Here is an 11,849-nt window from a genome sequence, read left to right as displayed (position 1 = left end):
GTGCTAAACAAAAAAACGATAATCAGAAATCTATCAGTTTTATCAGCTTGTACGTGTGATTAGCCTTGGTGCCAGCAAAAGTAATTTCGCTGGTCTGAGCAGAACAATAAACCATCAATATAATATGGGTGTAAGCAGTCAAGTAAAACCAGCAACTTTTCGCCACAAACCATACAACATTTTAGCATTGAGTAATTGTCTTCCTGTGTTGAAGTCTGTAGCTGTTGCCTGTCATGTTTAAAATCTCGCAGTGGTGGATAAGCCGATCTAAAATTGCAGTTGTTATCGTCGCATCACCTAAGAAGTCAGCCCATTCATCAAAACCCTTGTTTGAGGTAATAATCAGTGATGTTTTCTCGGACATGGAGGACACAAAGCCGAAGAACAAATTTGCTTCTGTAGTAGATAACGGCATAAAACCAACCTCATCAATAATAACCAGGGCTGCCGAGTTGAGTATTTTAATGCGTCTCTTACTGGCTGTTGAGATTTGTGAGGTTTTCAGTGTAATCATGAGTTCATCCAAGGTCGTAAAAGCTACGGCATAACCCAAGTTTAAAGCCTGTACCGCTAAAGATAAGGCCAAATGTGTTTTTCCGATACCGGGTGGCCCCAAGAAACAAATGTTGAACGCTTGCTCGACCCAAGTCATGTCGGACAGCCTTAGCATCTGCTCTCTGGATACGCTGCGTTGGAATCCGAAGTCAAAGGTTTCCAAAGTTTTTTCGGCGGGTAGATTTGCTCTTCTTCTACGAATTAGATTTTGTTTTTCCGTCCGAAGACGTTGTTGCTCTGAAAGGAAAACCTCAATGCTTTCCAGAGGTGTGAGATTGTTCTTTTTAGCATAAAGGTTTTCTAAATCGACAGGGGCCAAATGCAGTCCAGACACCAATGCATTGACACGTTCAATCCGTTCATTCATGGCTGCCACCTGCCTTTGCATAAACGTCCAGAGAGCGTTTCTCAGTGGTTACATGGTACTTGCTGTTGCTAACCGGAATAGCATTGAGGACGATTACTTGTTTTGGCTTGGCACTGTGCTCTAAAAAATCCTTTACATAAGTTATTCCGTAGAGTTTGCTCACCTCACAATATTTGATGGCATTTAGCACGTCATCAATCCCATATTTATCGCATAATGTTTGCAGCAGACGAAACTGATCACGGGCATAGCGCGCTTTTTCTGTTCGGATTGTCTGCAGAAAATCTGTTGCCTTGAATAATAACAACGCATCAACCGTATTTTGAGCTTTATCCATCGAGTCGGTAACATCTCTGGAGTGACTGGTGCTTTTTATTAATTGACCTCTGCCGGTTGCGATTGGATGTTCACAGATAAACTCACCGAAAACGGTCATAATGATCAATCTTTCACTCTTCGCCTCAATGCTGACCTCTTTTTGCTTGTTGTATGTACCAAGAGGTAAAGAGTATCGGTTACTGTCGTAAACGATGGTGTTATCTTTTCGAACGTTCCTGTAGATGGTTACATCACTGTTTGATCGTATGTCCAGCAGGGGGCTAAGGTGTTCTCGTTCATCCTCAAACACTTTAGCCGGTATCTTTTTAGTAGTACCGTGAGTCTTGGCGTTGCCGGTTCTATCCAGCCAATTCAGGAACGAATTGTTGAGAATGTCTTCGTCAGCAAAGAGTCTGTTTTCCAAGAAATTATATTTGATGTACTTAACGACATTTTCGATCTTACCCTTGCTTTCCGGATCAGCTGCGCGGCAAAGGTATACTTTTAAATTGCATTCCTGCCGAAACTTCTCAAACTCAAAGGTATGAATAATATCTCCATAGTTTTCTGAAACACTGACAATGCTATCCTGATCAAATACCAGCTCCAGCGGCATTCCTCCCATGTATCTGAAGCACTCATGGCAGCTGCGAACCAGATCGCTTGTTGTGAATGCGCGAGTTTGAAAGAAGGCCCATTTGTAACGGGCATGAGCGAGTACGAAGGCTGCGAAGCGAACCTTTACACGTCCTCCATCAATGGATTGCATCCACTTTTCACCGAAGTCCACTTGTAGCTGCTGACCCATTGGGAGCTCTTCTACAGCCTCATAATCCCTGGGATGGTTGGACTTTTTAAGATTGTATTTATCTCGTAATCCTTTGACATAACGGCTGACAGTACGTTCTTTGATATATTCTTCTCCATAATGCTCTTTGAGCCAATCGCATACTTGCGCAGCTGTCATTGTTGGATATTGTCTCAGCCAGCTGATGATAATTTCCTCATATTTTGAAAGTAACAGCTCCCGGTTAATGCTATACAACTGTATGGCAAATTCATCCGCCGTCAGATTCCAATACCGTGTTACGGTTTCCCGATTTATGTTCAGCTGCTTGGCTGCTCGAGACCGAGTGAATCCTATCTCCTTAAGTTGCTGTATCTGTTTATACATCTTAAATCCTTTCATTCTAACAGCTCCTGACTTCTTTGTTAGTTCTATTCTAACAAAGTACGAGAGCCGTCTTTGATTTAAGTTGTATGGTCGTTGGCGAAATGTTGTATGCTTTGTGGCAGAAACTTGTATGCTTTCATTGGCGTAAAATGGTATGGTTTAGTTTACCATTCACAATGGGGATATAAAAAGATGTTTTTTATAAATAAAAAGAATGAAGACAGAAAAAAACAATTAAAAAGTATTCTTGGTATAGCTCAAAGAATTATTGATAAATCGGAAACATCCGATAATTTTCTACACCCAATTTACAGATATATTAATGGAATTGGTTTATCGGTTTTGCAGAGACTTCTAATGCAACTTTTTACAGGACAAGAAGTTGACGATGTAGAAGTATTGTTTATTGATTTGGGTCGTGATGTAAAAGACAACAATAATGAATATATATACAAAAGCGTTTCTATCGAAAATAATGGAGAAATGTCAATAAGCTTAAAAGATAACTTAGTAATTCCAGTCGCTTGGAATATCGATAGATTTGAAAGTGCTATAACAAGAATAGGTGCTGATTGCGAGGATCCATTTGAATTTGATAAATTGAATCATAGGTCAATATTATTTTTACCTATTGGCATTACTATTGTTTATAATGGTAATCATTCAATCTTAAGCGGTATTATAAAAAGAGAAGGCATTATTCATCCAACAGAGGTGGTTGACTTAGCTCCGTTATACGAAAAGGCTAGATTTGATGGAATCCACTACAGGGATAATGAAAGTAACCAAGTTATCCAAGAGGTCAGGAACTTTGAATTAGGTGCTATATATGAAATTGGTAGATTGTTAATCAAAAATGATATCTCATTTTTGGGTTAAGCAATTACCAATAGGCTTCAAGGAGATAGGGGAAAATGTCAGATTACCTGGATAATATTTATGATAGGCATATCACTAACGAGAAATTGAAAGTCGGCACAAAATATGAAAGACTGGCTGCTGTGGTTTATAAGATTTTTGAAGAAGATGATGTAGTAATCCACGACTTACGTTTAAGAGGCAAAGGAAAAACCGCCGAGCATCAGATTGACGTTACAATCGAAAAGCAAGGTAATAAAAAAAGAATTTTAGTTGAATGTAAGGATTATAACGACATTGTTGGAATTGGCATCATTCGCGATTTTTATGGAGCTGTCGCTCAAATAAAACCTGATGATGCAATAGTCGTTACAACAAAAGGGTTTACTAAGGGAGCAGTAAAGTTTGCCAAAGATGAAAATATAAAGTTGGCTATTCTCAAAGAGTTTAATGAAGAGGATTGGGAGGGAAGATTAAGGCGACTGTTTTATTAATATGAGGATGATCTTTATGGATACACCTCGCATTACAGCTTGGCTTATAGCTGATCCTTCTCAGCGGGATGAGATAACTGCAGCATTAGGAAGCAATTTTGGAAACGAGCAAAAAACGGATACGACTGAAACATATTTTTATAACGAGAATGGTGATGAGACTGAAACATTCCAGCAAGTTTTGTCTCCAATATTTAATTCATTTAAAAGGGTTACGGGCCAAACAACAAAGGGTAAATATGAGTTTGAGGAGATAAGATATATTAATCTGTGTGGAGTTACAGTTCCGGTTCGCGGCTTCGACTATGAATTTAACAGTCACGAATCAGTATGTACGACAGTAATCGACGAGGGAGCCAAAGTAGCGACTCTTCTTTATAAAATGCTCGATGGAACTATAGATACAGTTATTTTCGATCAACAGCTTGAAAAGTGGACCTTTAATAAAGATGGTCAAGTAATTTTCAAAGAAAAATAGATATCTCAGGTAATTGTATCAAATAAAGCATTCAAGAGGACAACACGCTTTTGAATGTTTTATTGCTTGCAATTTTACATAGGTTGTAAAGCAAAATGCAGTCATTGATATGGCAAAATTCAACCTGCAACTGGCTGTTTCTGAAATACACGTAGCCGTCAAGGGGATACCAGAGATGTGAGAAGATATTCTCTCTTCTAGTATAATTAGAATCGATATTTGGGGGGGTGATGGAATGTATCAATTAAAAAAGTGTGCGCTTTGCGGCACTGAAACAGAGCTTGAGCTGAGTCACATCGTTCCGAAGATGGTGATGCGCGCTTTGAAGAAAACTGCGGTCGGTAATATCAGGAACATGGATAATCCGAATGTCCCTGCACAAGATAGCGAAAAGCACCATATGCTATGTGCCAGCTGCGAGGACTTATTCAGTGAAAAAGAGACCTACTTTGCAAACACCCTGTTCCATCCGTACCAAAAGAAAGAACGCATTCAGTTTGATTACGATTCCAGATTACATTACTTTCTGACATCCTTAAGCTGGAGAAGCCTCTATTTGGATCTGCTGGATTTTACGGGGAACCATGTAGTCGGCCTTGATGCCTTTGAACATCTGATTTCCTGTGAATGGAACATGCGGGAATACCTCCTAAATAAGCGAAGCGACATCGGAACAATCGAGCATCATATTTTCTTTTTTGAAAAGATAAAAGAAATATCCGGTAACACAGAAGTGACCTGGGTGAGACCACATGCCACTTTCCACAGAGGAATCCAAAGCTACACCTTTTGCTATGAAGACGATCGGACATATGGAACCATCACAAATATGATGGGCATAATGCTAATCACGCTTTACAGTAAAGGAAGCAGGGAAAATTGGGATCGAACGCAGATTGTAAATGGCAACGGGCGTATTGAGGCAAAAGATCAGCATATCACAAGCGTGGTCGGAAACGAATTTACAAACATACTGAAAACGGCGCAGGAAGCTTCCGATTCCATGAGCGACAAGCAGAAGGAGAAAATCATCGAGAATCTGAAGGCGAAGGCAGGACAAGTTAAAAATTATCCAATATTTCAGGATTGGATTAGCGACCGGGAACTGGACAAGGATTAGTTGAACCGATAAACTTTATATTGTCGGTTGGCGAGGATAAACATTCAGATACCTTGTATTATGCTATTGTCGCACTTATAGAACTTCTTCACGCTAAAAGCTATGCAGCCGCCGCTCTGGTACGGTTATGTTATTTAATGGTAAATGCGGATAGTAATACGAAGGCATTAATATTGCGGTAGGTTTCAAAAATGAAATATATCAAGACCGATATAGGACAACATATTTTGCAAAATGGACGTACAAGCAATCAATACTTCGTAAAAAAACTCGCAAATAAAATCACGGAGTCAATAGGTATATGAATGAAAAACTTTTTGAACTAATCAAACAGGTATATACAGAATGTCGGGAAGCCGAAAGACTAAAGATTGCTAACTACCTTGAAAAACAAGGGTTTAAGGTTAAAAAGCGTGGCTCCGCCGGAAAAGGTCTGAAGGAATATAAATCCGGCGGTCGTTTAAATAAGCCCTTCGATCTATCTAACTGGAAATGGATTGAAATAACAAAAGACGGTATAGAATTTTTAGTATCTTTGCAACCTCCAGATAAAGACCCGAGTAGTGGGAACCATCATGTTCTAATGGATCGTATAGGAGTGTGTTCCAACGAACATTGGATAATCACAGATATCGACTTGCCAATGGATGAAAAGTCGCTTGATGCTTTAGTGGAAATTATAAATGGTTGGAACTAAAATTGTAAGCAATAAAACCTTCAAGAGATGAACACGCTTTTGAAGGTTTTATTGCTTACAATTCATTTGAACTGTAACGCAAATTCAGACGCTAAATTTGCAAAAAAATGCCCTAACCAGGCGTCTGCTTCTGAAAGATGCCTCCCCGCCAAGGGGGTACCAGAGGAATACGGCATCTTTTTTGTATCCTCAAGGCATGTGGAGGTAATAATCCTGTTGCAGAGGCTGAAACGCTGATGTATAAAGGGTTTAGGAGGACGAACACAGAAATGTGTTTTTGACGTGAAGGCTATCTTTCACGTCTTTTGTTTTGTAAAATGTAATTGTATGGGTGTCTTATCCAGTTTATGTTTACACAAATAAAAGGTTGAGATGAAGAATGTTCGAATCATACCGCCTAAACCCAAAGAAAATAAAAAGCTCAGGGTTGCCGCCTACTGCCGAGTCAGCACATCCGGGCCAGAGCAGATGCGCAGCCTTGAGATTCAGATAAGCGCATATAAGAAAATGATAAAAAGCCATCCCAACTGGCTATTTGCCGGTGTGTTCTATGATATCGAAAGTGGACTTCGACGAAGCGGCAGAAAAAGTTTGGATAAACTGCTCAGGAGAGCAGAAAAAGGTAAAATCGATTACATTATCACAAAGTCAATCAGCAGGGTATCGAGGGATACGCTGGAGGTTTTGAAGATTGTAAGATTTTTACGAGAGCGAGGGATCAATATGCATTTTGAAAATGAGAAACTGGACTCAATCGAGGCAGATAAAGAATTTGAGATTACGCTGAGGGGCATGCTGGCACAGGACGAAAGCCGGAATATCAGCGAGAATATTCAATGGGGAATTCAGCGCAAGTTTGAAAAGGGCGAGATCTACACGAAGTACAAGAATTTCATGGGATACACTTGCGTTGACGGTGAGATTGTCATAGTTCCGGACCAGGCAGAAGTAGTCAGAAAGATATTTGATTTATATTTGCATGGCCTGTCACTGGGACAAATAAAGGCTTATCTGGAATCTCAGGGGATTAAAACAGCAACAGGCAAAGATGATTGGAATGTGAAAACGATTCGTGACATGCTAAAGAACGAGAAATATAAAGGCGATACCATGCTTCAAAAGACCTTTACCGAGGATTTTATGACCGGTAAGAAAAGAAGAAATGATGGGCAGCGAAACAAGTATTATGTGAAAGACAGTCATCCAGCTATTGTCTCTGCTGAAGTATTCGACAAGGTTCAGGAGGAAATGGCCAAGCGTTCAAGGGTTATCAGTAATGAGGATGGCACCGTGGAAATCAGCGGCAGTAAATATAACGGCAAATACCTTCTGGGGAATTTGCTTGTATGCGGCGATTGCGGCGCATCTTATCGAAGAAGAACGGAAAGAGGCAAAGTTGTTTGGCGCTGCGCGACCCGGATTGAGAAAGGCAAGGAGGCATGTCCCCATTCCCCTACTCTTGATGAAGGACGGGTACAGGATACTCTGAGTACGGCTGTTTGCCCGAACGGAGTTTATGATGAAGGCATAATCAGGAATGAAGTTGATAAAATCCAGGTTTTTGATGCATCTATCCTGGTTATCTGCAAGAATGGGTCACAGGAGGAAAGCTCATTCTAGAATGACTGAATCTGTGATATACTAATAATTATTAATAAGAATGGAGGGTAAAGCCTCGACAAAAATTGATTGGGGTAAAGTCCAACGCAGAAGAGACAAGCTGAGAGGCTTGTTTTATGCTTTGCAAGGTCTTTTTGTTTAGTATCGTTTGAAATGAATATGAACAAAAAAAGACAGCGGTGGGCTATTTAGCGGATAACCGTTTAAATTTGTGGTGGGCTCGAGTGGGTAGCGAGCGGATTGACAAAACAGCAGATCCGGAGCTTGCTATTGACCGAGCTTTGGAAACTTATCTCAAAAAGGGATATTCTCGTAATTGGATCAACCAGCGTTTGAATACAATTGAAGTTCGAAAGAAACGGATCGATGAATGGGAAAAACGCTACATAACAGATAAACGTGATTTTGCAATTTTAACTGATGAGATAACGCAGGCATGGGTGGGTAAAACAACGAGACAAGTCACAGTGAGGTTGTATGCCTGTTGCAACGTGGTGAAATAGAATAGAAATTAGCAAAAGCCGTGAGTTGAAATCAGTTCACGGCTTTCTTTATATTCTTATATTTGGAAAAAAGATTATTATGAAAAATCTTAGAAGAAAATATAAGTATCATAATTTGCAAAGCAAAATATAATGACTTAAACAATTTTTGTCCCACATATGTACAATTTGTCCCGCTACATGATATAATAAGAAAAGAAATTGGAGGGCCGATATTATGAAAAAGCAAAACGTTTTAAATTTAATAAAATATCATGTTGAAAGAAACGAGAATGCTTTTAGAAATGAATCCATTAATATAGCAAGATACTTTGATAGTATTGGTGACTATCAGTTAGCTGAATATATTATGAGTTTAATTTCAGAATCAAATTTGTATACGCCTCAAAGTAGTGATTTTGTAAGTGAGTTTTTAAAGCAATTAGATACTAGAGGGATGGAACCACTTAATTTACCTATGGAGATATCTGGTGATATAAAAGGTATTATTAATGCTGTAAATCATAATGTAGGAATTAACAAGTTTTTGTTTGAAGGGTTGCCTGGTAGTGGGAAAACAGAGGCTGCTAAGCATGTAGCTCGGTTACTGGATAGAACATTGTTTTATGTTGATTTTGATAACTTAATTGACAGTAAATTAGGTCAAACTAATAAAAATATTACAAGCGTATTTAATGAAATAAATATGATTCCACATTCAAATAAAGTTGTTATTTTATTCGATGAAATAGATGTAATTGCATTGGATAGGATTAATTCTAATGATGTACGTGAAATGGGCAGAGTTACTTCAACTATTTTGAGAGAACTCGATAGGTTGACTGATTTAAATAAAGAAATAGTAATTATTGCAACAACAAATTTATATTCAAATTTTGACAAAGCATTAACAAGGCGTTTCGATGCAGTCATTAATTTTAATCGATATAGTAAGGAAGATTTGATTGAAGTTGCTGAGTATTACTTCTCATCTTTTATTAAAAATTTTAAAGGTATTTCAAAAGATACAAGGTTATTTAAAAAAATATTGAAAGCAACAGATAACCTACCGTATCCTGGAGAACTAAAAAATATTATAAAAACATCTTTAGCATTTAGTGATGTGAATTTTGAGCATGACTACTTAAGAAGACTTTACAATAATCTAATCGGTAATCTCGAACAAACTGACATTACCCAACTTCATATACAAGGTTTTACAGTGAGAGAAATAGAAAAACTTAAAGGGGAATCTAAAAGTGCTGTATCAAGAAAGCTGAATAAGGAGGAAGATCAAGATGAATAATGTACTAGAACTGAAAGGTAAGCGATTTGTTCAAGCTTCAAAAAGCGGCAATGGCGGAGGAGCTGCCCTGAACAGTAAAAAAGTAGTGTCAAGTGAGCAATTGCTTAGACTGAAATCTAAACTAGGTCAAATTAAAGAGTTTTGGGAACTAGAAAAAAACCTTTTCAAGGCATCTTAATTAGTGTTTATTACAATAAAATAGTTGCAAAAAGTAATCGGATATCTGGATTGTTTAGAGGAAAAGACTCTAATTTTGCTATTGTTGGGGCTAAATTCAATGGCGAAAAGAGTAAACATATAATTACTTATTTTCTAGATATTATAGATTTAGATAAAAGTATTGATTTGCTTTCTAAAGCAAGTGATGTTTTAAACTCTAGGTTTCAAGATGGTATAAATAAAACTATTTTTGATGACAATAAAATAATCGATAAAGTTCCATTTAAACAATTTTCAATGAGCAAATCTGTTTTTAAACAAGTGGTAGCGGATGTTTCATATATCGATGATTTTGAGGTGGAGATGGCCCCCCCCCAACTCAAGCAAAGCATTATTACAATATATAACACCGGTACAGATACAAAAATATTATTTAAAAATATAGGAATTGATATTCTAACAAGTAGAATACTAGATAACCAGACAGTATTTTTAGACGAAAATCAGTTAAAGCTTTTATTTGAAAAAGCTCCTTACCTTGTTTCAATGGCAACGGTGGATTTAGCAGAATTATCCCCCGAAGATTTTATTCAAGAATACCAGCAGGGTATGTTGTATATCCCTTCTCCGAGCATTGAACCAACTATTGGAGTCATTGATACCTTGTTTGATAAACGTGTTTATTTTAGTGAATGGGTAGAATATTATGATATGGTTGATGATAATCTTCCGAAAAGCACAAATGATTATCGTCATGGTACGGCTGTGTCTTCGCTTATTGTAGATGGTGCTAGGTTAAATCCATGGCTGGATGATGGATGTGGTAGATTTAAAGTACGCCACTTTGGTGTTGCAACTGGCTCAAAATTCTCATCTTTTACAATTATAAAGCAAATAAAAAATATTATTGCTAATAATAAAGATATAAAAGTCTGGAATATTTCACTTGGGAGTAATCAAGAAGTTAATGATAATTTTATTTCCGCAGAAGCTACGGTATTAGATCAAATTCAGTATGAAAATGATGTTATTTTTGTTGTAGCAGGAACAAATAAACCTAGTGATGATATTGTGAAAATTGGTTCGCCTGCTGATTCAATAAACAGCATGGTTGTGAATGCGGTGACTAGGAAAGGTCTATCAACAAAATATGCAAGAAAAGGGCTTGCATTATCATTTTTTGCAAAACCTGATATTAGTTATTATGGCGGGAGTGAGGAGCAATATATTCAAGTTTGCGAACCGTTAGGTGCAGCAAATGTTGCTGGTACTTCGTTTGCTTCTCCTTGGATTGCCCGTAAATTATCCTATTTAATTGATGTTTTAGGTTTGAGCAGAGAAGTTGCTAAAGCAATGATTATTGATGCTGCAAGAGATTGGAATGAAAAGCCAACTCCGGAAGAAGTCGCTCTTTATGGACATGGTGTTGTGCCTATCAAAATAGACAATATTGTTCAAACAAAAGAAGATGAGATTAAATTTTTAGTATCTGATGTAAGCGAAAAATGGAACACTTATAATTATCATTTCCCGATTCCGATTAAAGATGATAAATACCCATATATCGCAAGAGCAACCATGTGTTATTTCCCTATGTGTGATAGAACGCAAGGTGTTGATTATACTAATACAGAACTTAATCTTCATTTCGGAAGAATCAATAATCAGGGAAAGGTAATCGATATTAAAGGTGATAAGCAAAATCAAGAGGAAGCATTAAATACCGAGAAAAACTATCTCCTAGAAGGTGAAGCAAGAGACAGATTTAGAAAATGGGACAACGTAAAATATGTTGCTGAAAGACCTAAAGATAGAATGATGCCCAAAATATCATATAATAATAAAAATTGGGGGATGGAAATTAAAACAAACAATAGATTAGATCCAAAAGATGGAATGGGGATTCGTTTTGGCGTTATAGTTACATTGAAAGAAACTAATGGTATTAATAGAATTGACGAATTTATAAAAAATTGCACTTTAAATGGTTGGCTGGTTAACAGAATTGATGTTAAAAATAGAATTGATATTCATAAAAAGTAAATGAAGATATTGAGTTTAAGTAAAATCCAGTTAATTTATTTCAGGTAGTATATTTGATCATTCTTATATTGTTCTTAAATTTGTATCATATATTTCAGTAGAGTTTGCGCTGTATATCACCATAAAGCTGGAAGAAAAGAGATGAATAATCTTTGTTTTTCTTAAAAATACACTTCCA

11 protein-coding genes and 1 pseudogene are annotated in these 11,849 nt (G+C 37.3%); 10 read left to right on the top strand and 2 right to left on the bottom strand.

What is annotated here, in order from left to right:
* Positions 1-181: 181 nt before the first annotated feature.
* Positions 182-922, bottom strand: a complete 741-nt coding sequence (istB, locus tag DEHRE_RS10305) for an IS21-like element helper ATPase IstB (RefSeq protein ID WP_025206014.1) — start codon at positions 920-922, stop codon at positions 182-184.
* Entirely contained in the window at positions 915-2,429 is a 1,515-nt protein-coding gene (gene istA / locus DEHRE_RS10300) for an IS21 family transposase (protein ID WP_025206013.1), read from the bottom strand. Before istA ends, istB begins: the two co-directional genes overlap by 8 nt.
* Positions 2,430-2,540: 111 nt before the next feature.
* Here istA and DEHRE_RS10295 point away from each other — a divergent pair, with 111 nt between their 5' ends.
* The 10 genes and pseudogenes from DEHRE_RS10295 to DEHRE_RS10255 all read left to right on the top strand — a co-directional run bounded on the left by DEHRE_RS10295 (position 2,541) and on the right by DEHRE_RS10255 (position 11,671).
* The gene (locus DEHRE_RS10295) at positions 2,541-3,293 is read left to right on the top strand and encodes a DUF6710 family protein (protein ID WP_158407250.1); all 753 of its coding nucleotides are present in this window, start codon (positions 2,541-2,543) and stop codon (positions 3,291-3,293) included.
* 35 nt (positions 3,294-3,328) lie between these two features.
* Complete coding sequence (locus DEHRE_RS10290) at positions 3,329-3,766, top strand: restriction endonuclease (RefSeq protein WP_025206011.1); 438 nt, start codon at positions 3,329-3,331, stop codon at positions 3,764-3,766.
* Between the two features lie 16 nt (positions 3,767-3,782).
* Positions 3,783-4,244, top strand: coding sequence for a hypothetical protein (locus tag DEHRE_RS10285; RefSeq protein WP_025206010.1), 462 nt, complete (start codon positions 3,783-3,785; stop codon positions 4,242-4,244).
* A gap of 235 nt (positions 4,245-4,479) precedes the next feature.
* On the top strand, positions 4,480-5,364 hold the full coding sequence (locus DEHRE_RS14155) for a hypothetical protein (RefSeq protein WP_025206009.1): 885 nt from the start codon (positions 4,480-4,482) through the stop codon (positions 5,362-5,364).
* A 301-nt stretch (positions 5,365-5,665) separates the two neighbouring features.
* Positions 5,666-6,061, top strand: coding sequence for a hypothetical protein (locus DEHRE_RS10275; protein WP_025206008.1), 396 nt, complete (start codon positions 5,666-5,668; stop codon positions 6,059-6,061).
* 372 nt (positions 6,062-6,433) lie between these two features.
* Positions 6,434-7,681 carry a recombinase family protein gene (locus DEHRE_RS10270; protein ID WP_025206007.1) on the top strand — a complete coding sequence of 416 codons (1,248 nt, stop codon included), beginning with the start codon at positions 6,434-6,436 and terminating at the stop codon, positions 7,679-7,681.
* 212 nt (positions 7,682-7,893) lie between these two features.
* A pseudogene (locus tag DEHRE_RS10265) lies at positions 7,894-8,142 on the top strand (hypothetical protein); the annotation flags it as partial.
* 259 nt (positions 8,143-8,401) lie between these two features.
* Complete coding sequence (locus tag DEHRE_RS10260; protein ID WP_025206005.1) at positions 8,402-9,469, top strand: ATP-binding protein; 1,068 nt, start codon at positions 8,402-8,404, stop codon at positions 9,467-9,469.
* Positions 9,462-9,647 carry a hypothetical protein gene (locus tag DEHRE_RS15355; protein ID WP_242836945.1) on the top strand — a complete coding sequence of 62 codons (186 nt, stop codon included), beginning with the start codon at positions 9,462-9,464 and terminating at the stop codon, positions 9,645-9,647. The genes DEHRE_RS10260 and DEHRE_RS15355 overlap by 8 nt, the downstream gene beginning before the upstream one ends.
* Complete coding sequence (locus tag DEHRE_RS10255; protein WP_242836943.1) at positions 9,611-11,671, top strand: S8 family peptidase; 2,061 nt, start codon at positions 9,611-9,613, stop codon at positions 11,669-11,671. The genes DEHRE_RS15355 and DEHRE_RS10255 overlap by 37 nt, the downstream gene beginning before the upstream one ends.
* Positions 11,672-11,849: the final 178 nt, after the last annotated feature.

Origin of the sequence: Dehalobacter restrictus DSM 9455 (assembly GCF_000512895.1) — a bacterium.
GTDB lineage: Bacteria > Bacillota > Desulfitobacteriia > Desulfitobacteriales > Syntrophobotulaceae > Dehalobacter > Dehalobacter restrictus.
Note: the sequence above shows the minus strand (reverse complement) of the source record. Positions and strands in the feature narration are given on the sequence as shown.

Excerpts from the sequence above, each read along its gene's own strand:
- istB (WP_025206014.1), bottom strand. The coding sequence starts at position 922 with ATGAATGAACGGATTGAACGTGTCAATGCATTGGTGTCTGGACTGCAT.
- istA (WP_025206013.1), bottom strand. The coding sequence starts at position 2,429 with ATGAAAGGATTTAAGATGTATAAACAGATACAGCAACTTAAGGAGATA.
- DEHRE_RS10290 (WP_025206011.1), top strand. The coding sequence starts at position 3,329 with ATGTCAGATTACCTGGATAATATTTATGATAGGCATATCACTAACGAG.
- DEHRE_RS10285 (WP_025206010.1), top strand. The coding sequence starts at position 3,783 with ATGGATACACCTCGCATTACAGCTTGGCTTATAGCTGATCCTTCTCAG.
- DEHRE_RS14155 (WP_025206009.1), top strand. The coding sequence starts at position 4,480 with ATGTATCAATTAAAAAAGTGTGCGCTTTGCGGCACTGAAACAGAGCTT.
- DEHRE_RS10275 (WP_025206008.1), top strand. The coding sequence starts at position 5,666 with ATGAATGAAAAACTTTTTGAACTAATCAAACAGGTATATACAGAATGT.
- DEHRE_RS10270 (WP_025206007.1), top strand. The coding sequence starts at position 6,434 with ATGAAGAATGTTCGAATCATACCGCCTAAACCCAAAGAAAATAAAAAG.
- DEHRE_RS10260 (WP_025206005.1), top strand. The coding sequence starts at position 8,402 with ATGAAAAAGCAAAACGTTTTAAATTTAATAAAATATCATGTTGAAAGA.
- DEHRE_RS15355 (WP_242836945.1), top strand. The coding sequence starts at position 9,462 with ATGAATAATGTACTAGAACTGAAAGGTAAGCGATTTGTTCAAGCTTCA.